This is a genomic window from Jilunia laotingensis, from assembly GCF_014385165.1.
In the GTDB taxonomy this organism is placed as follows: domain Bacteria; phylum Bacteroidota; class Bacteroidia; order Bacteroidales; family Bacteroidaceae; genus Bacteroides; species Bacteroides laotingensis.
Genome location: NZ_JACRTF010000001.1, coordinates 630,218 through 655,301, shown reverse-complemented (window position 1 = coordinate 655,301; position 25,084 = coordinate 630,218). Strand labels below are relative to the sequence as shown.

At 37.4% G+C, this 25,084-nt stretch carries 21 protein-coding genes, 1 tRNA gene and 2 pseudogenes; 10 read left to right on the top strand and 14 right to left on the bottom strand.

The genetic code is table 11. The annotated features are described in order from the left end of the window. Positions 1 to 17: 17 nt before the first annotated feature. From H8744_RS02660 to H8744_RS18810, 4 genes and pseudogenes are all read right to left on the bottom strand, one after another. A complete protein-coding gene (locus tag H8744_RS02660) occupies positions 18 to 3,389 on the bottom strand; it encodes a sacsin N-terminal ATP-binding-like domain-containing protein (RefSeq protein ID WP_262433370.1) in 3,372 nt (1,123 codons plus the stop codon). A gap of 91 nt (positions 3,390 to 3,480) precedes the next feature. After that, positions 3,481 to 4,188: a hypothetical protein gene (locus H8744_RS02655; RefSeq protein ID WP_262433369.1), complete on the bottom strand. Its 708-nt coding sequence runs from the start codon at positions 4,186 to 4,188 to the stop codon at positions 3,481 to 3,483. Positions 4,189 to 4,576: 388 nt separating this feature from the next. Next, positions 4,577 to 5,785 (bottom strand): site-specific integrase, encoded by a 1,209-nt coding sequence (locus H8744_RS02650; protein WP_262433368.1) that lies wholly within the window; start codon positions 5,783 to 5,785, stop codon positions 4,577 to 4,579. 1 nt (position 5,786) lies between these two features. Further along, positions 5,787 to 5,993: pseudogene (locus tag H8744_RS18810) on the bottom strand (plasmid mobilization protein); the annotation flags it as partial. Here H8744_RS18810 and H8744_RS18990 point away from each other — a divergent pair. Next, positions 5,990 to 6,145, top strand: a pseudogene (locus H8744_RS18990) (plasmid mobilization protein); the annotation flags it as partial. The pseudogenes H8744_RS18810 and H8744_RS18990 overlap by 4 nt on opposite strands. Before the next feature lie 66 nt (positions 6,146 to 6,211). Here H8744_RS18990 and H8744_RS02640 read toward each other — a convergent pair. The 5 genes from H8744_RS02640 to H8744_RS02620 form a co-directional block, all read right to left on the bottom strand. Further along, entirely contained in the window at positions 6,212 to 6,535 is a 324-nt protein-coding gene (locus tag H8744_RS02640) for a helix-turn-helix domain-containing protein (protein WP_044301358.1), read from the bottom strand. A gap of 128 nt (positions 6,536 to 6,663) precedes the next feature. After that, positions 6,664 to 7,083 (bottom strand): RteC domain-containing protein, encoded by a 420-nt coding sequence (locus H8744_RS02635; RefSeq protein ID WP_369410990.1) that lies wholly within the window; start codon positions 7,081 to 7,083, stop codon positions 6,664 to 6,666. Further along, positions 7,037 to 7,276 carry a hypothetical protein gene (locus tag H8744_RS02630; RefSeq protein ID WP_262433366.1) on the bottom strand — a complete coding sequence of 80 codons (240 nt, stop codon included), beginning with the start codon at positions 7,274 to 7,276 and terminating at the stop codon, positions 7,037 to 7,039. The genes H8744_RS02635 and H8744_RS02630 overlap by 47 nt, the downstream gene beginning before the upstream one ends. 241 nt (positions 7,277 to 7,517) lie before the next feature. Next, the gene (locus tag H8744_RS02625) at positions 7,518 to 8,039 is read right to left on the bottom strand and encodes a CPBP family intramembrane glutamic endopeptidase (protein WP_262433365.1); all 522 of its coding nucleotides are present in this window, start codon (positions 8,037 to 8,039) and stop codon (positions 7,518 to 7,520) included. 27 nt (positions 8,040 to 8,066) lie between these two features. Next, the gene (locus tag H8744_RS02620) at positions 8,067 to 8,879 is read right to left on the bottom strand and encodes a DUF6268 family outer membrane beta-barrel protein (protein WP_262433364.1); all 813 of its coding nucleotides are present in this window, start codon (positions 8,877 to 8,879) and stop codon (positions 8,067 to 8,069) included. Between the two features lie 244 nt (positions 8,880 to 9,123). On the opposite strand from H8744_RS02620, the gene H8744_RS02615 reads away from it, so the two are divergent. Then, positions 9,124 to 10,146 (top strand): sensor histidine kinase, encoded by a 1,023-nt coding sequence (locus H8744_RS02615; RefSeq protein ID WP_262433363.1) that lies wholly within the window; start codon positions 9,124 to 9,126, stop codon positions 10,144 to 10,146. A gap of 2 nt (positions 10,147 to 10,148) precedes the next feature. Beyond that, positions 10,149 to 10,901, top strand: coding sequence for a LytR/AlgR family response regulator transcription factor (locus tag H8744_RS02610; RefSeq protein WP_262433362.1), 753 nt, complete (start codon positions 10,149 to 10,151; stop codon positions 10,899 to 10,901). 16 nt (positions 10,902 to 10,917) lie between these two features. Here the strand turns inward: H8744_RS02610 and H8744_RS02605 are convergent, their stop codons facing one another. From H8744_RS02605 to H8744_RS02590, 4 genes are all read right to left on the bottom strand, one after another. Beyond that, positions 10,918 to 12,162 (bottom strand): site-specific integrase, encoded by a 1,245-nt coding sequence (locus H8744_RS02605; protein WP_262433361.1) that lies wholly within the window; start codon positions 12,160 to 12,162, stop codon positions 10,918 to 10,920. A 238-nt stretch (positions 12,163 to 12,400) separates the two neighbouring features. Continuing rightward, positions 12,401 to 12,476, bottom strand: a tRNA-Lys gene (locus tag H8744_RS02600). Between the two features lie 105 nt (positions 12,477 to 12,581). After that, complete coding sequence (locus H8744_RS02595; protein WP_262433360.1) at positions 12,582 to 13,709, bottom strand: AI-2E family transporter; 1,128 nt, start codon at positions 13,707 to 13,709, stop codon at positions 12,582 to 12,584. A gap of 21 nt (positions 13,710 to 13,730) precedes the next feature. Further along, positions 13,731 to 14,330 carry a thymidine kinase gene (locus H8744_RS02590; protein WP_262433359.1) on the bottom strand — a complete coding sequence of 200 codons (600 nt, stop codon included), beginning with the start codon at positions 14,328 to 14,330 and terminating at the stop codon, positions 13,731 to 13,733. Between the two features lie 115 nt (positions 14,331 to 14,445). On the opposite strand from H8744_RS02590, the gene H8744_RS02585 reads away from it, so the two are divergent. Genes H8744_RS02585 through H8744_RS02565 form a run of 5 tightly spaced genes read left to right on the top strand, consistent with a single transcriptional unit; the run spans position 14,446 to position 17,993 of the window. Next, a complete protein-coding gene (locus H8744_RS02585) occupies positions 14,446 to 15,018 on the top strand; it encodes a DUF8457 domain-containing protein (protein ID WP_262433358.1) in 573 nt (190 codons plus the stop codon). 13 nt (positions 15,019 to 15,031) lie between these two features. Beyond that, positions 15,032 to 15,706, top strand: coding sequence for a 16S rRNA (cytidine(1402)-2'-O)-methyltransferase (gene rsmI / locus H8744_RS02580; protein ID WP_262433357.1), 675 nt, complete (start codon positions 15,032 to 15,034; stop codon positions 15,704 to 15,706). 26 nt (positions 15,707 to 15,732) lie between these two features. Further along, entirely contained in the window at positions 15,733 to 16,590 is an 858-nt protein-coding gene (locus tag H8744_RS02575) for a Cbp1 family collagen-binding glycoprotein adhesin (RefSeq protein WP_262433356.1), read from the top strand. Continuing rightward, positions 16,590 to 17,282: a YjjG family noncanonical pyrimidine nucleotidase gene (locus H8744_RS02570; protein WP_262433355.1), complete on the top strand. Its 693-nt coding sequence runs from the start codon at positions 16,590 to 16,592 to the stop codon at positions 17,280 to 17,282. Before H8744_RS02575 ends, H8744_RS02570 begins: the two co-directional genes overlap by 1 nt. Before the next feature lie 60 nt (positions 17,283 to 17,342). Further along, complete coding sequence (locus H8744_RS02565; RefSeq protein ID WP_262433354.1) at positions 17,343 to 17,993, top strand: MarC family protein; 651 nt, start codon at positions 17,343 to 17,345, stop codon at positions 17,991 to 17,993. Between the two features lie 593 nt (positions 17,994 to 18,586). Here the strand turns inward: H8744_RS02565 and H8744_RS02560 are convergent. Then, the gene (locus tag H8744_RS02560; protein WP_262433353.1) at positions 18,587 to 19,768 is read right to left on the bottom strand and encodes a site-specific integrase; all 1,182 of its coding nucleotides are present in this window, start codon (positions 19,766 to 19,768) and stop codon (positions 18,587 to 18,589) included. Positions 19,769 to 20,220: 452 nt separating this feature from the next. Here H8744_RS02560 and H8744_RS02555 point away from each other — a divergent pair, with 452 nt between their 5' ends. Together H8744_RS02555 and H8744_RS02550 are read left to right on the top strand one after the other, a co-directional pair. Continuing rightward, positions 20,221 to 23,421 carry a SusC/RagA family TonB-linked outer membrane protein gene (locus tag H8744_RS02555; RefSeq protein WP_262433352.1) on the top strand — a complete coding sequence of 1,067 codons (3,201 nt, stop codon included), beginning with the start codon at positions 20,221 to 20,223 and terminating at the stop codon, positions 23,419 to 23,421. 22 nt (positions 23,422 to 23,443) lie between these two features. After that, complete coding sequence (locus H8744_RS02550) at positions 23,444 to 25,075, top strand: RagB/SusD family nutrient uptake outer membrane protein (protein ID WP_262433351.1); 1,632 nt, start codon at positions 23,444 to 23,446, stop codon at positions 25,073 to 25,075. Positions 25,076 to 25,084 lie beyond the last annotated feature (9 nt).

Sequence of the window (25,084 nt, the reverse complement as noted above, 5' to 3'; positions counted from 1 at the left end):
GATCGATAAAAGTTACTCTACTCAGTTCCCATACTTATCAAACTATGATTATCCTTTCCCAATTCAGCTTTAACAATTTTCTTCAAGGCAGATATAAACTCTGTAAAGGTCTTGCCGTTTGCTCTAATCACGTCTTGCGAAATAAGTACTTGATAGCCACCTGCCACATGAACCTGATTGTCCATATCAAGAGTAGCATCCTTCAGTCGTTCATTCAGAACACCAATATTATCAACAAAGGTCAGATGGTTCTTGATTTCCTCAAACGATGGGTATTCGTGCTTTTTCGCGTTTTCGGTAAACATAGTCATTTCTGCTACACAAAGAGCGTAATGGTTTTGCTGTTCGTAGGAAGTACGATGTTGAAGGGTACTCATCAATACGGATCGTTCGGTTGACCATCGCGACTTGACCTCTATATAATAAAGGGTATTACCATTCAGTTGCACCTTCAGATCCTGTCCTCCCTGTTCGTTACTCACAGGTTCCGATATCTTCAATTCTACATCTCCAAGAATATCATTGAGTTCATTCTGAAGCACATCCTCTACAAAGTTTCCAAGTTCCTTCTTGAACTGAAAGTCGTTCAACTCACGTTCCTCTCGCTCAATGGCTTCACGTCCTAGTTTTAAGATCCTATCAAAGTCCGGATCCTTTGCTAATTCGGCTATCTGTTGAAGCTTCTTCTCATCTTCCACCTGAATGATGGAGAAGATGCTATCCTTCTTAGCTTGACTGGTAATGACAGAGAATGTCAACTGTCCCTTATGCGCGTCAATATCTTTGAACAATGTACTCCACTTCGGAGTATCTTCGTCGTTAGTTGTGAGATGTTTTATGATTTCAATCACCAACTGACGATGGGTATAATTTGTGATATTATAACCCTTTTTTTCCAACTCGTCCTCTATCTTGTTACAATAGGTTATCGCCTCTAGCACGCTAGTACCAACAAAGTAATCTTGGTAATCTTTGGCAACTAATTCCGACTTGACGCTTACGTTAGGATCAATGATGGTATCGTAAATCTCCAAGGCACGATCAGGAACATCGATAGGCTTTTTCTTCAACCAACTGGCATATTTATAAACGCCCATCTGGTCAGGATAGACCTGATAGTTGTCGAGGTACGACCGCTGATCTTGATATTTGTATAGGATCTCAACCATAGTCTTCACCCATGTGGCATGTGATGCCTTACTCTCGCCAACGGTAAATCGAAACAGAGAGTCGTATATGAGAGCTGTAAATAACTGCCGGACATCAAAATCGTATAGGTTGTTATCTATTGACGCAATATCCTCATTCTGATTGATACTATAGTATTCCAAGAAGAGTGGATAAAGTTGATTTTCAATGCCTACGGCATCATCTTTGAGTAAAGCTTTGTACAGACCGAGGATTCGCTTTACCACATTATCAGTATATTGCTTGTCTGAATATGGTTTGCTATCGAACTTTTTTGTTGTTATCAACATATCCTGATACTTTTGATTCTTGATAGCCGAGCGCTGTCCGTTCTGATTACTATTGTGTTCGGTAATGTATGTTGAGATTGCGCTTTTCACCTTATCATACCCGAAGGTTGTAAAGGTGCATACATCCGCAAACGAAGGATGAACGAATGTCTCCACAGTCTCAGGTACCATCACGTCGAGCAAATCGCGAACAACCTTGTCTATCTGAATCGGTTTTACCAAAGGAGTCTTTTTCTGGAGTTTGAAATTATCGTTTGGTATCAACGTATAGGTATCGAGCAGATCATCACGCTTGATGTTGACTATGTATTTACATAATCGCAACAGCCAGCTAACATCATCGATAGTAATTTCAAGAGCAGGTATGGCAGCAACCAGATTGTCAATCGTGAGTGCATATGTATTCGTATCATCACGATACCAGCGATTGATGGTATTGCTCCAATAGAGCATATCTTCCTTTCGGGAAACCGTCCAGCCTTTGGACTTATTAATCAGACCATAGACCGCATCAAGTAGGGAGGCATCTTCCTCACAGGCTCTAGACAAAGTTTCGTCAAGCACTTTTATGGCAGAAACTTTATTCTTACCTGATGGATTGCCATCTACTATGCAGAGTGTTTCAAACTTCTTTCGCCAAGCCTTCTGAAGTTCGATATAATACTTGGCTAACTCTTCGTCACTCTGATGGGTGTGGAAGGAATCGCGCAAAAGGTATTTTGCATCAGCAAGTGTAGAGTGTTTTGCGATAATATATTGCCAAATCAGTTTGTTGGCAAGCTCTATAATTTGTCGGTTGCTTTCTGCTTGATCATCGTTGTTCTGACCATTACCCACCAATCGGAGGCTATCGCGACTGTCTTTGTCACAAGTAAAGAGAGACGAATGTAGGATGAAATTGAAGCCCCAATCCTCTGTACCCAACAAAGGCAGATAGATGAATATCTGTGGTACATCCTTATCAAAGCGGATAACACGCCTGCTACCGTCTGCATCTTCGGTGATTGGGAGTATTACCGAAACTTTTTCACGTTTAGGTTCATCTCCAGTCTGCTCATTGCTGGCTATCCAATAAATGAAAAAGGTCTTGTCGCTCGACTCGTTTGTCGCCTGATTTGTTATGGTGCGTACAACCTTATTCTTGTAAATCTTTCCGTCTGTCAGACTTTCTACATACTCAGCCTCTTTGACTGCCATCATGAACTTCACCGATTCTTGCTTTATCTCATCTACCAGTTCAATGCTCTCCACATTATTGTTGAGCATCAACACATATGGAGCCATTGCAGGAGCCTTGGCAAAGGCTGCTGCAGTATTCAGTCGGGCGCGATCGCCCTCATGCTGATAACGGAATTCGGTAAAAGGATATGGTTCGTCTGTAGTTTCTGCATACACTTTTCCCCAATCCTGCGTCTTGTTCCATTGCTTTTTGAGTTTATCCTTCATCACATCCTTGTCGGTTGCTGAACGATCAATCTCGAAATTTTCTATCTTATAGTACCTTTTGAACTCATCGGAAGTAAGCAGAGGTGCTGTCAGATTGAATTTTAGCCCGAACAAATGGGTGGTCAGAAACCCTGTGCCGTACTGCCCCACCTGCACATTATTACTACTCACCTTTGAACTAGTCTGCAGAATCAATGCCTCGATGGTTTTGTGGGTGAACGGTATTCCATCATGCCGAAACACCAGTTCGTTCTCCCTGCGTGTAAACACAATCTTGGCTCTTCTGCCATTAGACGTTACATCGCGTGCATTTTGCACCAATTCCCAAATGGCACGTACTGGATCTACTCCATTATTGTTTCCAATACCTGTTACAATGTCTCGCGCGGGTTTTCCCCACATCGTTTCCTCATGTGCCTCATTCTTTGACCTCTGAACGGATTCTAGATACTCTACTTCTGTCATAAAAATAAATTGATATTGGTATTATTCTTGTTTTTCTTCTGATTCTACCACTTAACGGTTTTCTTAATGTTTTATTACTCACCGTTATTGTCTATATATTTAATATCTTCATATTGAACCTGTAAGAAAGAGGAAGATCCTCCCACATATCCACATCGAAGAGAATAATCCAAATTATCCATGGGCAATGCTTCTTAGTGTGATTCTTTATCAAATGGTTAAGTAACTCTGATACATCTGCTTGAGAGGGCTGTGAAGTGAACTGCATCTTTTTACGTAATAAAGAGGCTGATATAGAAAATTCTACTCGTGGCTGCTCTTCCTCGCTTGATGTAGTGAAACGCACCTGATTATCATAAAAATCGATATCATTATAATTATAATACACGTCAATCATGTAATAATCGGTTTCAGCAGTGGCGTCTATCGAAAAATTAGAAGTTGACAGGTAAGACGAAAGATTCAAAAGATTATTGAATAAGACGCATTCAACTCCGGTTTCAATTTTCAGATATAGAATGTCCTGTAGTGTTTGATACAAGGTATAGTAATCTCTCTGTCCTGCGTACCCCCAACTATTTAGAATTTTACAAACAAAATCCCTTTTAACATTACATGACAAGTTCTTTAGTGTTCGTACATATTCAGTGTAACTTATTTCAAGAGATGTGTTCAATTCGTAATCTTCGAATACAGATAACAATTGGCTTTTGTCCCACTTCATCATCCCCATTGGTGAAGTGATATGGTTAAGAAAATCTCTAATTGCAGCTTTCTGTTGAAATGATAAATTGATCATACTAATAGAATGAAGTTGTTTAAACTAATTTACATTCGTTAAATTCAGTGTCTTCTCAACATATTGATTATATTATTGTCGCCAAACTTTAATATAGTTTCATTGGAGCATACCTATGAGCACTTGACTGGTTCGATGGATGCTCTCGGAATCTTCAACAACAAAGTCGCCCTCTAAGTATTCTACTTGGTGTACTAATTTTGTCCACCCACGTAAATTGGAATAACCAACCCCAAAGTCCATATGTCTAACGCCGACATTGCTGATTATATCATTGAGACCATCTTCAAATTTTATTTCAATATTATCATATATACGAGCCATTGTTTCCAATCAAGATTTTCATCTCTTGCCAAGCGTTGGACTGATTCGCAAAACATTTACGGCTTCATAGCAAATCCAATATCTTCTTATTAGCTCTGTCCACCACAGAAGTATCCAGCGAAGCAAGGTAAATCTGCGTGGTATTCTCAGAATCATGTCCCATGCCCTCGCTGATGACGGAGATAGGCACGTTGTGACTTTTGGCGACACTTGCCCAAGAGTGCCGTCCGACATACATCGTCAAGGGTATCGGCAAGTCCAACTGTTTCCCGATTTTCTTCAGCAGATGGTTCACCCGATGAAGTTCGTTGGTGTATTGCTTCCGATAATCCTCGCCCCTTTTTGTGATGATAGGTAAAAGGTATTCTGTTTCGTTTACCGGGTATTTGTCAAAAATCTCTTGCATACACTTTTCCCATTTGATGAACAACTGCTGCCCCGTCTTTCGTCTACGGTAGGAAAGGATACCGTTCTGCAAGTCCTTCTTTCTCAGATAAGCCATGTCTATGAACGACATTCCCCTTGTGTAAAAACAGAATAGGAACATATCACGGGCGTAGTCAAGATAGGGTTTTAATGACAAGTCAAGCCCTTTGATACGTCTGATGTCATTGAGCGACAAGGCTCGCTTTAGGGTTTTCTCCACTCCCGTATAGACAGACTTGAACGGATGCCGTTGCCCGGTCATTCCGTATTCCACCGCACGGTTATAGACCGCTTTCAGGATGCGCATATAGAACGATATGGTATTAGGCGAGTTACCTCTGACTTTCAGATAAGCCTCGTATTCCGCTATCAGGTCAGCGTTAATCTGGTCAAACAAGACCTCCTTGTCATTCATAAAGCCGCTAAAACTTCGGAGTGCCGCCGTATAGGTTTCCGATGTGCGTATCTTACCCAAGCGTTTCAGTCTTGCTATCTGCTGACGGAGATAGTCGTTAAACGATTGCTCCTGTTTGTTATCCTGAAAACGCGCGACTATATCATCCGTCACGAATGTGCCGGATTGGGATAATGTGTGTATAATCTTGTTCACCCTGTCTTTGTCCGACCTAATGCGTGAGCTTATCGAAAGCAGATAGTTGTTCCGCTCTTGTTCATTCGGGACACGATGCAGGACAATCGCTTCGGAACGGCAGTCCCATTCTGAAGCGAAAAGTTTATAGTCGGTATATATCTGTCTGACCACACGGTTGTGAATTACCTGATAATAGAGTGTGCCCTCCTTGCCGTCTAAGGTGGATGGGCGAAACTTGACCTTGACCGATGCCATGTCAGTCCGATTTGGATTGGTAACACTTTTCCATCTCCCTTGAAAGCTCCACAATCTCCCAGCTCAGTTTCACGAGGTCGATGGTGCACTTCTCCAACTTGTAGAGCAACGCCATCGCCTTCTTCTCCGAGAAGTGGATGCGCAGCTCCTTGACCACCTGATTGTAGTTCGTGCCTATGCCACGAAACTGGGCGTGGAAGTCCGAATTCCAATTTTTCAGAGAAGAAAGCACTTGCTTTACTTTACAGGCTGGAACAATGTACTTTGGAATTGATAAAGACTAATGAAATGATAGTACTTTTAAGCAGACGGTTTGAACAGTCCTACCAAAGAGAGGGGACAATATCGGCAGAGGAATAAAAACGGCTTGCCAAAAAAGAAAAATCCCGGAGTTGCCACGTGTACAACTCTGGGATAGTTTCTTTCTTATTTATCCGTTCCGTGTTCTTTTTCAAACTTTCGGAGCGTACCCACATCAAACCTTTCCTTTATGAACTCTCGCACATCAGAAGCCCGATAATAGGCTTTTCCGCTAATCATCATAAAGGATAGCATCTTTTTGCTTCGCAATCTCTGTAATGTTCGGGTACTTACTTTGAACAACAGACATAAGTCCTGATTATCCAAAAGTTTATCGCCCGGCATTACTTCGGGATTAGTTTGCAAACTCTTCACGTCTTTACCTACTTCTTCCAGTTTATCAAGTAGCTTTTGCATCCAGTCTTTGAACTCGTAACTATCTACATACATATTGCTTCATTTTTCAGGTTATACATAAATGATTACCAATCGATTGATGAAGCAAAGTTCAGAAAATGGAAGCAAAGAAATTACGGGGTAACAAGGCTACCCCGTATAAATTGATACTAAGTCATTGATTATCTATACCCTTTATTTTCGTGTTCCTTGCGGATAAGGGTTATTAGTCCATTAAGAAATTCCGTTAATTTAGTAGATTTCCGTTTTGTAACATCTTCATGCTTTTGGTGATAATCACCCAATTTTATATTAAAAAGCCATTCAAAACCTTTGCCTAAGTCCGTCAGGTGAACGGGTTTGCCATTCTGATATATGATGTTTTTGGAAAGAAATAAGCCGCTTACTATTTCCATGATATTAACAAGGCTTGTCTTATCAGTTAAATGGAGAGGGGAAAGAAATAGTTTGTTTGCGTGCTGTGTGAATTGTTCAGGATATTTAATGCGCCATTTTACAATGCGCATTTCAGTGTTCAACAGTCCTATTGCTTCATCAATCAAATGCAAATAGGGCATTTTTTTCTTGCTCAAACCGCACACGATACGATTTAAGCCGATGTAATCCGAAAGAAAAATAGCGTAGTAAAACGCTATAATCCTGCTCATTAATACTAAAATCAGCCAAATGTATAGCCAATTCTTCGATAGCTTCCGCAAATTCAGATGCAGAAACTTTACGCTGCGAGTATTCCGACAATAATTGGAAAAAACTCATGTTTGTTAAATTGTTCATTTTTTTATTTTTTGAGTAATAAACATATTCCAAATTGAGAATATACATAATGGAATAAAACTTATAGCAATTATTCCATATAACAATAGCATTGATTGGCTATTCATATTTTCGTTTACAACAATCCTTTCGAAGAAAACTATTGAACATACATTAATTGAAGTATGTAGTATTATTGTAGTCAGCAAATTTCTTTTTGTTTTAATGTATAGCCATGATGAAACAAAAGAGAATTCAATAACTAAAATAAGATATATAAAAAAACAGGTACTCCCAATAAAATATTCAAATGCCATATTCCCCAAAATATTCCAATTAAAAGGCTACTTGTAAATAGAGAGTGTTTTTTTAGAAGTTGTGGAAGCATAAAGCCTCTCCATCCTAATTCTTCACCGCAACTTCCTAATATTATAAGAAAGACTAATGTGCCATAATCACTTAACGAATGACTAAGTTTCAAATTAACTATCTCTTTGTATTCAACCATGGAAATCCCTATATAAGAGAAATAACATAATAAGATAGGAAATATTAATGCCAGTAAATACCATTTTAAATTTATAAACTTGAAAGACATACTTTTGATTAGTTCATAAACTCCTGATTTACCTTTTAGAAATAAGATAATTAGAATTGCAAATGCTCCCGGAGCCCATTGTGGTATGTAATCAAAAGAAAAAGTAACAACAATCAAAATGACTGTAAGGAAATTTGCAATACAAAATATTCTTATAGGATGTCTGAATAATAAATCTGTTTTCATTTGATATTCTTTAATTATCTTCATTTTTTAAAAACCAATTTTTATTCCCGCAGAAACATAAGGTGATGCTTGAAAATAATAGTCGTCATTACTAAACATACCTTTTAGTGTTCTCTCACTATAAAAGCCTGAACGAATTAAATGCATACCTGCTGTTATTGGTATAGACACTTTATTGCCGAGTTTTATTTCTGGACGAACCCCTGCAATAAAATATTGGTGGGAAAATGTTACATCTTCTCCGTCTTTCTCCGTAAAAGCTGATTGTCCACTCATTTCTACAACTAAGGATAAATCCAAGAATTTATTTATATCATATCCTGCTGCTAAATTCAATCCATCTACAACCGAAATTTTAAAATTGAATTTACCATCACTATTCCAATTGAAATATAATGCAGGAAATACCATTGGATAACCAAAGGTGCTATTTATTGCAATACCGCCCCCGACTTCCATATTGGATTTTAGATGTCTGATAAATAGAACGGCAACATTCCCTAATAAATGCTTGTACCTGATTTTTGATAGATTGGTAGATGGAGCATAGATACCTGCTCCTAAACTTGTTATCAAACTCCACTTTTCGCTTAAAGGACGCATATAGGACAATCCTAATGCGATATTCATCATTTCATTAATAACCATTCCGTCATAGTCACCAGTAAAATTCTTGTTGTTAAGTGATGCATATGCTCCATTAATACCAACACTCCATATAGTTGGACGGTCATATTTTGTGTTTTTTACCAATAAAGGAATATTAATACTACCTTGATAAACAACAGCACTCCCTTTGCAATTTCCTATTTTTTTCTCGTGAGTCTTCTCCTGTTTCATGCCAATAGCTTGATGTTCCAAAGTATTCTGCCTTAAAAGAAACTTGTGCATCTATATTCTTACTGGCAAGTAAGAATAATACTGTCCAAAATAATGTTGATTTCATATTTTCTTTGTTTTTAAGTAAATGTTCGTCTGCAAATATCAGTATATTACGATGTAGTGAATAATTTTTTTGATAACTGGGCTTTAGCTTATGATGACTGGACAAGTGCTTATTGAGTAATTATCATATCTTTGTCACATGAAAAATGACTATTCAAAGAGATACGACCGTTTTGTTCTTCTTTTATGGGTCGTGATTGCTTTTTTTGTGTGGATGAAGCTTTTGAATAAAGCGCCATTCTTAGAAGTATTATCTATAACGGTGTGTTATATTACCCCCATGCTGATTATAAATATCTTATTGAGTGTGTATTTATTGCCAAGAGCAATGAAAAGAAAGAGAATGGATTGTTTTGCATTACAGTTCATCTTTCTGTCTTTCATTTCGGCATCTATATTAACTTCTGTTTTTTGGATATTTAGATACTTTGAACAAACAGGTGTGTTTTTGCCATCTAATTTAATCTCTACGGATGATACATTGCTATCTGATTTTGTAGACCAATTACTAACTGCATTTGTCGTAAATATAGCTTTTTGCGGCATGCGTTTTTACTATGAACATAACAAATTGGAAAAGATACATTTAGAGTCACAATTACACACACTCCAAGCACAGATAAATCCCCACTTTATGTTTAATGTACTCAATCATATTTATTATTACATTGAGAAAAAGGACGATTTAGCAACTACTCTATTATTAAAATATACAGATATACTTCGTTACCAATTATATAGTGGCAAAAAGGAGAGTGTCTGTATAGAAGAAGAAATAGGCTTTTTGAAAAATTTTATAGATATTGAAAAGATAAGGTGGGAAGATAAGTTAAATGTAAATTGTTCATGGGAAATACAGAATAAGCAAACTAAATTTCCCCCTTTATTACTAATCCCATTGATAGAAAATGCTTTTAAGCATGTTTCTCGAAGTTCTAACGTCAAAGGTTATATTAGTATAGTCTTTGAAGAGAAAGCGGAAATGATTTCCCTTGAAGTAGAAAATTCAAAATCAGCAATACCTATTGAAAAGGGGAAGAACTCAGGCTTAGGATTAGAAAACTTAAAAAATCGGTTAGATATATTGTATGGTGAAAAATATAATCTATCAATACAAAATTCAGAATATATATATAATTCTAAACTCACAATTTTGAAATGATTATGGCAAACTCAAATTCCTTGAAATCAGGTAATAATCCTTTAAAATGCTTGATTATTGATGATGAATTAGTTGCTATTAAGATTATAGCAACTAATATAGAAAAATTAGATTTTCTTATCGTTGAAGATACTTGTTCTTCGGCAATTGAAGCAGCAGATATTCTTAAAAGAAAAGAGATTGATTTAATGTTTCTTGATATTAATATGCCCTACCTTTCAGGACTTGACTTTTTAGAGTCTTTGAATAAAGCACCACTAACCATTATAACAACTGCATATTCTGAATATGCTTTAGATGGTTTTCGGTTACATGTAGTAGATTATCTACTTAAACCTTTTGCTTTTCAACGTTTCTTTCAAGCTGTACAAATAGCATTAGATTTATTTAATTCCCGTGTATCATTGCAAAATAATACAGATGATAAATCCGATGTTATGTACATTAGGCAAGGAGATACATTTCAAAGAATAAATTGGGAAGATATACTGTTTGTAGAAACGATGCAGAATTATTTGAAATTGCATTTTAAAGAAAAGACATTCATCATTCATCAGACAATGGCATCTTTGGAAGATATGCTACCTAAAGATACTTTCTTTAGAATACACAAGTCTTATCTTGTTAATACCTCTCGCATAGAAACTGTTGCGGGTGGACGACTTTTCATTGAGGGAAAAGAGATACCAATATCAAAGCATAAGAAAGAAGATTTCTTAAATACTGTAATATATAAGAAACTGGCGAGCAAATAATAATAGGAATATAGAATTAAAGGTCTGTTATTTTGTTGTATGGAATATTTGTTCTACTTTTATATCGGTTATTTGAAATGATGTAGAATTGAGAAAATAAAGGTAGATAGCACGTTGCTAAGTCATTACCCTTTTTAAAAATACTTATCATAACGGGCTGTATTACAATAGGATAAATCACAATGTAATAGTAGTGGCAAAAGGTGTGCCGAGCTATATGCGTGCTTAACGCTTTCTTGATGCCGCACACGTCCGCTATCTCTTTGAGGTAACTGTTCATTCGCTGATTGGACGGAACAGGCAATACTACTCCCTTTTTGATGCACTCGGGATGGTTCTTGTATTTCTCTGCAATCATCCGTGGAATGTCCAGCAAGGGAATGTTGCACATATTGTTTGTCTTTTCACGCGGCTTTCTAATCCAATAGTCCCCGTTGCTGTCTTGTGTGATATGCTCCGGTGTCAGATGCTGTGCGTCTGTGAACGCCAAACCACTCAGCGCACAAAAGACAAAAATATCACGGACGGTTTCAAGGCGTGGTATATCAACCTTTTTATTGATGATGGCATTGAGTTCCTCTTCCGTCAAGAAATCACGGTTGCTCTGTGTCTGGTGAAAACGGATTTCAGTGAACGGGTCATCGGCAATCCATTTGTTGACCAACGCAAGGCGTGTAATTTTCTTTAAATTCTTCAGATACTTGACAGCCGCATTTTGGGCGCAGCTCTTCTGCACCTTTACAAAGTGTTCAAAGTTCAGTACGAACTCATGGTTTAACTCTTTCAACGGAATGTCTTTCAGGTTGTATTGGCTTTGAAGCATTTCCTCCAGATAGCGGACAGTTCTTTCGTATCTCAAAACCGTGCCTTTCACATAATCACGGTCAATCAGTTCCCTGTACTTCTTGTTATGTTCACGGAATACCTCCAAGAGCATCTTGGGAGCTTCGCCCTCACCATTGAACTTCTGTATCATGGTGAAAGCCGTGATAGGCTTGCCGTCTTGCAGCAGTTCGCGATGTATCTGATAAATCTTCGTCCTGACAGATTCCAGATACTGATTCAGTTCCAACGCTTTGCGGTCTTTTCCTGTCACACATCCCTTGGATGCGTTCCAACGCTCTTCGGCAACACTGCGCTTGATTTGCATTTCGGCACGTTGTCCGTTTACGGTGATTCGCAGCCCGATGGGTGCTTCGCCGTTTTTCAACAGTCTTGTTCTTCTGATAAAGAAGAGAATCGAGAAATAGTTTCTTTGCATGGCTTGATACTTTTTTTGTTTGCAAAATTAAGTTCCAAAGCCGGAAGTGTAACTACGCAAAATAGTGTGTATCAACGCAAAGCAACCTAATTCGGTGGACTTTTTCGGATGGAATCTTACTCCACCGAATTGGCCTGTGAAAGTTGCCGCATTTTGCATAAAAGGGGAGATGGGCAGAAACTAAAAATCCCCGATAACTGTTGATTATCAGGGATTTTCTTCGATTTTCATCTTTGTTTGGTGATCCGCCTGGGGCTCGAACCCAGGACCCCAACATTAAAAGTGTTGTGCTCTACCTGCTGAGCTAGCGAATCAATCCTTTGAGCTAATCAGTTATTTCCTGATTGCGGGTGCAAAGGTAGTTACTTTTTTTATATTTGCAAGTAAAATGGATAAAAAAGTTGTTGTGAATTTTATTGTTATTTGTTATTTTGCTGATTGTCATATGGTTCTGAAATAGGAGAACTTATTTTTTCTTGATTGATTATGAAACGCTGGTAATAGGAAAGCATTAGTGTGGTTAAGGGAAGTGCTATAATCATGCCTAATATGCCCATTAATGAGCCCCATATTGAAAGAGATAATAAAATGATGGCAGGATTGAGGCCGGTTATTTTTCCCATGATTTTTGGGACGATAAATGCATCTTGTATGATTTGGACGACAATAAAAACTGCAGTGGCGGAGGCGATGATGATCCAGAAATTGTCTCCAGTATCGGCTGCTTTTAAAATAGCTAATAAGATAGTCGGTACGAAACCTATAATTTGAAGATAAGGTACCATGTTTAATGCACCGATAAAAAGTCCCAAACCGATAGCTAGTGGAAAGTCTATGATCAGAAAACCTATGCTGAACAGAATTCCTACACACAGAGCGACCAATGCTTGTCCACGAAAATATGTATTCATGCCGTTTTGGACATCCTTAATCAGATTGGTGGTGAAGGTACGGTATTTGCCCGGGAGAAGATGAAGCCATCCTTCTGCAATTGATTCATAATCAAGTAAAATAAATACGACATATAATAGAATGATGAATGAGGCAAAGATACTGAATAAGAAACTGATGGATTCTGATAGTAATGCCCATAGTTTAGGTACAGTACTTTTTATAGCGTTTAATATATTCTCTTCGTTGAGAATATTATTGACGGCATTCATGTCTATGTTTTCTTGAATGAATTCGGATAAGCTTTTAGGAACGTTGCTATTACTACCCATTCCAGTTGTGAAATAGGTGAGCAAAAGGTCTTTTACTTTCCAAAATTCTTCTAATACAGGTGGTACGAGAAAGTAAAATGCAGCTAATCCTATTATTGTGAGCGTCAGTAAAGCACCAAAAATAGCAAGAACCCGGTTTTTAAAATGCAATTTGTATTGGAAAAATTTGACTAACGGGTAAATCATATAGGCAATAAGCCATGCAAGGAAAAAAGGTAATAGGACACCGCTTAATCTTTCAATTAACATTAAAAGACCGATAATTAACACACAACAGATTGTGCCTCGTATAAAACTGTCAAATGTGATTTTTTTCCTTTCCATAACAATGCTAAATGATTTAAATTAACTTTTTCCTTTATCATTTTCCAAAGCTCGCAAATAACATTCACGACACAATGGCTCATATTCTGATGTTTCTCCTAAGAGAACCTGCTTGTCATTCTTTACTGTGCGGTGTGAGAAAGAGGCTAATTGACCACACTTTACACAAATGGCATGTACTTTAGACACTTCATCAGCTATAGCGCATAACCCCGGCATCGGGCCAAAAGGATTTCCTTTGAAATCCATATCCAATCCTGCAATGATAACGCGAATGCCATTATTTGCAAGTTGATTGCACACGTCGATGAGGCCATTGTCGAAAAATTGTGCTTCATCAATCCCTACTACATCTATTTCGGATGTAAATAGAAGTATGCTCGCAGATGAATCAATTGGGGTAGAAGCTATTGAATGACTGTCATGAGATACTACATCTGCTTCCGAATATCGGGTGTCGATAGCTGGTTTGAAAATCTCCACACGTTGACGTGCAAATTCTGCACGTCTTAGACGGCGTATCAATTCTTCGGTTTTTCCCGAAAACATTGAGCCGCAAATGACTTCGATTCTTCCTCTTCTACCTGTCTCTTGTATATGATCTTCTGAAAATAGTACCATAATTTAGTGTGTTATATTGTGTGCAAAAATAATACTTTTGTTTGCTTCCTCATGTTTTTTCATTATTTATTTCTACATTTGCCGAATCTTCATGAATAAGCTAAATGAGAATAATATGCGAGTACTCTTGAATGATATAGAACTGGATATCCAGGAAATAAAGTTACTGGTAGACGTTCTTTCGCGTGAACCAAATGCAATGTTGCGTGAAGTCTTGAAGAGAAATATTCTACAGGCACGTGATCGACTGGACAGGATGTTGCAGGAGTTAAATGCTGTGCAGGATATTCCTAAAGATCAAATTCGATCGTCGCAAACAATAGAAGATGTATCTGAAAATAGCGAGGAGAAAAATGGTATGGAAAATTTGCAGGTAGCAACTTCTTCCTGTCATGATATGGTGGATACTGAGCCTGCGCGTGATTCTGTTGTTATTACTCCTATATTAGGTGAGCGCATTCGTCCAGTGAATGATTTGCGTTGTTCAATCAGTCTGAATGATTCTTTTCGTTTTTCCCGTGAGCTTTTCGGAGGAGATAATGAATTGATGAATAGAGTGATAAGCCAAATTTCGGAGATGAGTTCTTTGGACGCTGCTATTGCGTTTCTACTTTCAAAAGTGAATGTCGGTGAAGAGAATGAGGCTTTACTTGATTTTCAGGAACTTCTCAAAAAATATTTTATTTAATTTATCGCAGAATATGGGAAAATTATACGTCGTACCTACACCTGTTGGAAATCTCGAAGATATGACTTTCCGGGCTATTCGGATTTTGAAGGAGGTTGATTTGATTTTGGCTGAGGATACACGTACTTCCGGAATACTACTGAAGCATTTTGAGATAAAGAACTCGATGCAATCACATCATAAGTTTAATGAACATAAAACGGTAGAGAGCGTTGTTAATAGAATTAAGGCTGGTGAAACAGTGGCTTTGATTTCTGATGCCGGAACTCCTGGTATTTCTGATCCAGGATTTTTAGTAGTGCGCGAATGTGTACGCAATGGTATCGAAGTGCAATGTTTACCTGGTGCTACAGCTTTTGTTCCAGCATTAGTAGCTTCGGGATTACCTAATGAAAAATTCGTATTTGAAGGTTTTCTTCCCCAGAAAAAAGGTCGTATGACTAAACTCAAATCTTTGGTGGAGGAACGACGGACGATGGTGTTTTATGAATCCCCTCACCGTTTGTTGAAAACGCTGATACAGTTTGCTGAATATTTCGGTACGGAACGTCAGGTTAGTGTGTCCAGGGAGATTTCAAAAGTACATGAAGAGACCGTTAGAGGTAGCCTTACAGAATTGATTGAACACTTTACCGTAACGGAACCCCGTGGCGAGATTGTGATTATAGTTGCAGGAATAGACGATTAAATAACTTCATTTAAAAACGTAAATGTATGAAAAAGTTAGCAGTTTTGATTGTATGCGCAGCCGTATTGGCTTCGTGTGATGGCTTGAAGGGCGGTAGCAAAGACCTAAAAGCTGAAAATGACTCTCTTTTGATGGAGCTGACTCAGCGTAATGCCGAGTTGGATGAAATGATGGGCACATTCAATGAAATTCAGGAAGGTTTCCGTCAGATCAATGATGCAGAGAACCGTGTGGATCTGCAACGGGGAACGATTACTGAGAATTCAACAAATGCTAAACAGCAGATAGCTTCTGATATTGAGTTTATCACTAAACAAATGGAAGAAAACAAGGCTCAGATTGCTAAATTGCAGGCTATGTTGAAGAGTAGCAAGAATAATTCGGCTCAGATGAAAAAAGCAGTTGAATCTCTTACACAGGAATTGGTTGCTAAACAGCAGCGTATTGAAGAGTTACAGGCAGAATTGGCATCAAAGAATATTCGTATTCAGGAATTAGATGCTGCCGTTAGTGGATTGGCTGCTGATAAGGAAACTCTTGCTGCAGAAAATGAAGCGAAAGCCAAGACGGTGGCCGAACAAGACAAAGCCATTAATGCTGCATGGTTTGTATTCGGTACAAAGTCTGAATTGAAGTCACAAAAGATTCTTCAGAGTGGTGATGTGTTGAAGAACGCTGATTTTAATAAGGATTATTTCACTCAGATTGATATCCGTACGACGAAAGATATCAAATTGTACTCTAAACGTGCTGAATTATTGACTACTCATCCTGCCGGTTCATATGAGCTTGTTAAAGATGACAAAGGACAGCTTACTTTGAAGATTACAAATCCGAAAGAATTCTGGAGTGTGTCTAAGTATTTGGTGATCCAGGTGAAATAATGAAATATAAGAATCTCTTTTTTGATTTAGACGATACTATATGGGCATTTTCGGACAATGCGTGTGATACATTTGAAGAAATGTATTACAAATATGGTTTGGATGCTTTCTTTAATTCCTTTGAACATTTCTATTCGCTTTACCAAAAGCGTAATACTGAGCTTTGGATAGAATATGGTAATGGATTGATCAAAAAAGAGGAGCTTAATCGTCAACGCTTTCTGTATCCGCTCCGGGCAGTAGGCGTTGACGATTCTGCTTTAGCAAACGCCTATTCAGAGGATTTTTTTGCTGTCATTCCTACAAAAACTCGTTTGATGCCTCATGCCAGAGAAGTTCTTGATTATTTGGTTTCCAACTACAATCTTTATATACTTTCCAATGGATTTCGTGAACTTCAATATAGGAAAATGTGTTCGAGTGGAATAGATGGTTATTTCAAAAAGATTATTCTTTCCGAAGATATCGGACTTCATAAACCGGCACCTCAATTATTTCATTTCGCATTGTCTGCTACTCAATCAGAACTCAGCGAATCATTAATGATTGGCGATAGTTGGGAGGCGGATATTGTCGGGGCAAAAGGAGTAGGGATGCATCAGGCTTTTTATAATTTATCCGGTCGTGATGAGTTTTCTTTTACACCTACCTATCATTTGAAAGATTTGAAAGAGTTGATGGAAATATTGTAGTTTTTATATATTAGTCGTACTTTTGCGCTCGAAATATGAACGTATAATGCTACAACTGTTATGGAAACTTTATTGCCCTTCGCTCTGCTTTGTTTTACTTCCTTTTTTACATTGACGAATCCATTAGGCACCATGCCTGTTTTCCTTACAATGACTCATGGTATGACTGATAAAGAGCGTCAGGCTATTGTGCGTCGTGCAACGTTTGTGTCTTTCATTACATTAATGGTTTTTGTCTTCGCTGGTCAATTCTTATTTATGTTTTTTGGTATATCGACCAATGGCTTTCGTATTGCCGGTGGAGTGATTATTTTTAAAATAGGTTTTGATATGCTTCAGGCGCGTTATACAAATGTAAAACTGAAAGATGAGGAGATAAAAACTTATGCTGATGATATTTCAATTACACCTTTAGCTATTCCTATGCTATGTGGCCCTGGGGCAATTGCTAATGCTATTGTGTTGATGCAAGACGCTCATAACATTGAGATGAAAGGTGTACTGATTGGCATGATTGCTCTGATCTATTTTATAACGTTTCTTATTCTGCGTGCTTCTACCAAATTGGTTAAAATCTTAGGAGAGACAGGGAACAATGTAATGATGCGTTTGATGGGGCTTATCTTAATGGTAATAGCCGTAGAGTGTTTTGTCAGCGGATTGAAGCCCATATTGGTGGGCATACTAAAAGAAGGACTCTCTGCTTTGTAGCTATTCTTTGTGGATTTTTTACTTATGATATCCTGTGGTATGGGCTGTTTATCGCTATGGAATTTCTAAAGAAATCGTCCAATGATATTTTGTAGATAAAGATTGAGATCTTCTAATTGAGTGTTCAAGTTCTTAAAGGTAGCTACCTCCTCTGTCTGCATACCAATGCATGAAATCCGCAAAGTCTTTGCGGAACTAATATATTTCTAATGTATTGTATATTAGATAAATAAATTAATGTCACTCTTATGCTAAAGAGAATTTTGTATTCTGGTTATCAACGTGTTATAAATTTGGGCTGAAGTGTTAGATTACTATTTTGATATCTTTTTTGTTCATAAAAGGCATTGATTATTAATTTATTAAATGGATATTAATAATGACGAGATATCCTAGATAAGTTTTTAATATGTTACTCCACTCATGGAAAAATAATTAATCATTAACGTTGTATGCGCTGATTGTGAATCTATGATTATCTTTCATCTAATATTTATAACATGAAAATTACTAATGTTATGTATATTCTCTACGAGAAATATACTGGATTATGAGATTTCATTTTTTCTCGTAGAGTATATTCATGACTGATCTTACATTGATGAATGAATGGTAATGCCATGCTCTTCAAGGTCACGTACGATGGTAATGTCCATGATGTTTGCGTAAACCTGAGTGGTTTTCACACTTGTATGTCCTAATAATTTCTGTACAGTGGTAATATTTACCCCATTATATATTAATAACGTAGCATTAGTATGTCTTGCCGTATGAAATGAAATCCGCTTACTTATTCCTGCTAATTTTGAAATGATAAGTAATTCTTTGTTTACATTAGAGTTGTCTCGTAAGCTGAAAAAACAATGATAATCTTTTTGGTATTTATGTAAAATATAGATTCCTTTTCCTTCAAATAATAAATAGAGAGGTAAGCGAACTTCGGTATTTGTTTTTACTGTTCTGTATATCAACCAAGTTTCATTGTGTATTTCCACAATGTTCTCAGATGTCAGATTAACAAAGTCTGAATAACGCAGACCAGCATAACAACAAAATAAAAAAGCATCTTTTGTTTTTTCAAGCTGTTTGTGTTTTTTTCCCAACTTCAGGTTTTCTATATTGATAAGTTCTTCTGGGGATAGATATGTATGTCTATTTTCTATATTTTTTATTTTGTATTTTCTAAATGCATATTTTTGAATTTCCATATATTCTTTATTGATTGCTACATTTATATGACGTTTTAAATGTTTCATATGTTTTGCTATAGTGTTTATATGGTATCCTTTATTATGAAGATATTGGTCAAATGAAGAAATAAATTCAAAAGTCAATTCTGTGAATAAAATCTCTTTTTTATATTTTCTAAGTAATTCTAAGGTAGAAAGATGATTTCTTTTTGTACTCTCTTTTAATGTGGAATTCATAATTTCCTTATGGAAAAACGCTAAAAAGGATTTTTCATCTTCCTGTGTAGGCTCTAAAGATTGCTTTAGGGCTTCCAACGAAATTGTTTTTCCTTGTTGCCACATACGTAGCTCTCTTTTTTCTATTTCTGACATGAATTCATAGAGCATATGGTTGAGAGCTTCAGCGTTAGGGTGTTTTTTAACTTTTCTTTTTCTGTTATCCCATTGTTCCGGCCTCAAATAAATATTGGTGGTGAAATACTTTTTCTTTTTATTCAGATAGGCTTCTACTTGTACTAATGCCATTCCCTTTTTATTCAGACTTTTTTTTCTGTTAAATACTAAGTTGTAGCTAATTTTCTCCATGATTTTATTTTTTTAACACTATAATACTAAGAGGTATATTGATACCTTAATTAAAACAGGATTAGCTTAAAAATCTGCTAATAAAAGCTCAAACTAAATAGTAAAAAGAGGTGTTTTCTATTTAATAATAATATTGATATTTTATTTATAAATCTTTCTTTTCAATCAAAAAGAATATATATTAATGGTTTATGAGTTCTATTTGATGTATATACATTGTAAAATATAACTTTTTGTCTATACATAATACTTTAATCGGTTTTTGTATTTAAAACTTTTTAGTTGCAAAATATATGTTATTAAGCATAATAATATGTCGTATTATAACAAATTGTTATACAGAAGAGGTTTTTTGAAAGAATTTCTTGCGTATTTTATATTTATTAATATATTTGCATTTTGTTAGAGTAAAAAATAGCTAATGTGAAGTTAAACTTTAAGAGAGAGAATTTATGAAAAAGAAATTAATGCTGTTATTGACCTACCTTTTTCTAGGGATAGGTCTTGTAACTGCCCAAACACAGAGTATTACAGGTGTTGTAATTTCTGAAGAAGATGGGCAGCCAGTTGTAGGAGCTTCTGTATTGGTGATAGGAACCAATTTTGGTACTACTACTGATGTAGACGGTAAATTTACATTGACCAATGTACCAAGTTCCGCAAAGACTTTGCGGATTTCATACATTGGTATGCAGGCAGAGGAGGTAGCTATTAAACCTAAGTTGGCTGTAACGTTGAAATCTGATGCTCAATTGATCGATGAGGTAATGGTGGTTGCTTATGGTACAGCTAAGAAGTCTGCTTTTACAGGGTCTGCCAGCGTTGTTTCGGCTGATGAAATCGGAAAGATTCAAACTTCAAATGCGACTGATGCTTTGAAAGGTAAGGTTTCAGGGGTACAACTGTCGACTACTTCCGGACAACCCGGTGCTTCCAACCCTACCATTCGCGTTCGTGGTATCAGCTCTATTAATGCCGGTAAAGACCCTCTTATTATTTTGGACGGAGTGCCGTATGATGGCGATATGAACAACATTAGTTCACAAGATATTGAATCGATGACGGTGTTGAAAGATGCCGCTTCTAATGCACTATATGGTGCCCGTGGGGCGAATGGTGTGATTATGATTACCACCAAAAAAGGAAATGTGGGTGCTGCAAAGGTCACTGTCGATGCTAAATGGGGGGCAAATTCACGCGCAACTCAAAATTATAATACGGTAAGTAGTCCGGCACAATATTATGAAATGTATTATGGTGCATTGAAAAACTATTTTATGGACAAGCAGCAACTGAATGAATCGGCTGCTCATGCGATGGTTAATCAGAATATGACTTCCGGGAATGATTATGGTTTAGGATACAATGTATATACAGTTCCTGTCGGACAAAATCTGATTGGTACTAATGGAAAGTTGAATCCAAATGCAACTTTAGGGAGAGTGGTTGATTATAAAGGCAACCAATACTTGTTGACTCCGGATGATTGGATGGATGCTACTTACAGGAACAGTTTACGACAGGAATATAATGTTAGCGTTTCGGCTGGTAATGATAAAGGGGCTTTTTATACTTCATTCAATTATTTAAAAAATGACGGTATTACTACCAATTCTGATTATGAACGTTTGACCGGTCGTATGAAAGCTGATTATCGGGTAAAACCATGGTTGAAGGTAGGTGCTAATATGTCTTATACGCATTTTGAATCGAACTCATTGGCTGAAGATGGTAATTCTGCTTCATCTGGTAACTTGTTTGCGATAGCCAGTAATATTGCCCCGATTTATCCATTGTATATGCGTGATGGCAATGGAAGTATTATGTTCGATACGAATGGAATCATGAGATATGACTATGGTGATGGGCAAAACGGTGGTGGCATTCGTCCTTTCTTGGGTAATTCTAATGCATTGTCAAGTAATATTTTAGATACGAATAATGCAGAAGGAAATGAAATCAATGCAACAGGATTCTTTGAAGTCCGTTTTTTGAAGGATTTCAAATTCACTTCTACGAATACTGTAAATGTCAACGAGGCTCGTTATACAAATGTTACTAACCCTTATTATGGACAGTATGCCACTTCGAACGGTATCGTAACTAAAGAACATCAACGTATATTTGCTTATAACTATCAGCAGCTATTGACTTATCAAAAAGATTTTGGCCATCATAATGTGGATGTTATGGTGGGGCACGAGGCTTATCGTCTAAAACATTATACTTTGTCGGGTAATAAGTCTAATATGTTTTCACCGGACAATAAAGAATTGGCAGGTGCTGTGACCGATGGCTCTTCTAACTCTTATACAACCGATTATAATACTGAAGGCTTCTTTGGACGTGCGCAGTATAATTATGATGAAAAGTATTTCTTATCTGCTTCTTACCGTCGTGATGCATCTTCCCGTTTCCATCCGGATCATCGTTGGGGTAATTTCTGGTCATTGGGAGGTGCTTGGTTGATTTCAAAAGAAAACTGGTTCAATGTGGACTGGGTAAATGAACTTAAAGTCAAGGCTTCTTATGGTTCTCAGGGTAACGATGATATTGGTAATTATCGCTATGTAAGTACCTATAATATTGTAAATTCGTCCGGTAATCCTGCAGCTGTTCCTGCGACATTGGGGAATAAAAATATCACTTGGGAGACAAATGGTAACTTTAATGCAGGTATTGAGTTTAGAGTATTGGATAACCGTCTGAGTGGCTCTGTGGAATACTTCTATCGCAAAACTACAGATATGTTGTTCTCATTCTCATTGCCTCCTTCTTATGGCTATTCATCTTATTATAAAAATATCGGAGATATGCGGAATTCAGGTGTGGAAGCGGAGTTAAGCGGAACCGTTATCAGAACTAAGGATCTGCAATGGGATCTGAAACTGAATTTTACGCATTACAAGAATAAAGTAACTTATTTGCCAAAAGAAACAAAGTTAATGGAAGTGGATGGAGTGAATGGATTCAGTAGCAGTGAATACTATTTTGGTGAAGGAATACCTCTGTATACATTTCGTGTAAAAAAATATGCAGGAGTCAATGAAAATGGAGAAGCATTATATTATATAAATAAAGTGGCTGAGGATAAAACGGTTACTCGTGAGACAACGACCAGTTATGAAGATGCCTCAAATTATCTTTGCGGAACAGCGCTTCCAGATGTATATGGCGGTTTTGGCACATCATTCAGTTATAAAGGAGTGGATGTTTCCATTGACTTTGCATATCAGATCGGTGGCCAGTGTTATGATTATGATTATGCTTCTATGATGTCATCACCGACATCCAATAGCAAAGGTACAGCTTTCCATGCCGATTTGCTGAATGCATGGACTCCTGAAAATACCGCTTCAAATATTCCACGTTTCCAATATGGCGATCAATTTACGACATCATCGTCTGACCGCTTTTTGACAAGTGCTTCTTATTTAAGCTTGCAGAATATTAATGTAGGATATACCTTACCTGCTCGTATTTGTCGTACCCTCGGTATAGAAAAAGTTCGTTTCTATGCAGTTTGTGACAATGTGTGGTTGTGGTCTAAACGTCAGGGGCTGGATCCTCGGCAGAGCATTACTGGACAAGTGACCGCATCTTATTATGCACCTATCCGTACCATTTCAGGTGGTGTTACATTTACATTCTAAAATGATAAAGAAATAACAGAATATGAAAAATATATCAAAATTAATAGTAGGCGTTTGTTGTTCGACAACCTTATTGATGACCGGATGTATCGATGAGACTTTTCCAACCAATGGAGCAACAAGCGATCAAATGTCTTCATCGGCTAAGGCTACTGAAGCATTGTTATGGGCGATGCCTGCATATGCGAATAAACTGGATATTTATAATCAGCAACCGACTGAAGACCCTTATGGCTTTGATTGGGGATATGGTTCTATCATGCATATTCGCGACGTAATGACTGAAGATATGCCGATAGTTAGTAGCGGTTACGACCATTATGATTATTGGGAACTCAATACGGGGCAGGGAGAGGGCAATCTGTTTCCACAATATATTTGGAATTATTATTGGAAATATGTGCAGACCTCTAACAACATGATCGAGGCTTTGAATCCCGAAAGCGCGACTCCGGTCCAATTGGGCTATTTAGGAGTCGGTTATGCTTACCGTGCGTTTCTTTATCTTGACTTAGCACAGATGTTCGAATTTCTTGAGAATGATAAAACTTCTCCGGTGAATGCTAAAGGGAATAATGTATTGAATCTAACAGTTCCTATTGTAAAAGAAGGTATGACCGAGGAGGAAGCGCGAAACAATCCGAGAGTGACCCGAGAAAAAATAGCAGAGTTTATCTTTTCCGATTTGACGAAAGCTGAGGAATACATTGCGAACCTAGCTCTTTCTATAAAAACGTTACCGAATTTGAGCGTGGTGTATGGTTTGAAAGCTCGTTATTATATGTGGTTAGCCGATTATGCCAAGGCTCAGGAATATGCTCGTAAAGCTATTGATACGGGCACTTATCGTCCTATGTCAAAAGATGAGTGGCTAAGCCCAACGAACGGTTTCAATGATATGTCCGTTGCATCATGGATGTGGGGCTCTAAGATGTCGAAAGAAGATGATGTCGTTAAATCCGGTATTTTAAACTGGACTTCTTGGATGTCTAACGAGGCCTTGTATGGTTATGCGGGTGCAGGACCCATGGTTATGATCAATGCAAATTTATATAATAGGATGAATAATACGGATTTTCGTAAGTTGGCATGGAAAGCACCGGTGGGTAGCAGTCTAGATGGAAAGAATATTTATATAAATGAGTCTCAAGCTGAGAATATGCCTGAATATGCTTCATTGAAATTCCGTCCCGCTGAAGGTAATACGAATGTTTCCAATATTGGTTCTTCTTCTGCCTATCCATTAATGCGCATAGAAGAAATGTATTTTATCGAAGCTGAGGCTGTTGCCCATCAGAATGAAGGGAAAGGCCGGGAGCTACTGATTGGGTTTATGCAAAGCTATCGTGATCCGTCATATGTTTGTACTGCTACTGGTGATGACTTAATCCGGGAGATTGTGACCCAGAAACGTATTGAATTTTGGGGAGAAGGATTGACGTTCTTTGATGTGAAACGTTTGAATTTGCCTGTAACACGTGGGTACGAAGGCACGAATTTTAAGGAAATGGCTCGTTTTAATACTACTACTCGTCCGGCATGGATGAATATTACTATTGTACAGACAGAAAAGAATAACAATTCGGCACTGGACGGATACGAAAATCCTGATCCAAGCGGACTTTACATACCATGGCTCGGATCGGGTAATTAAAACTGTATA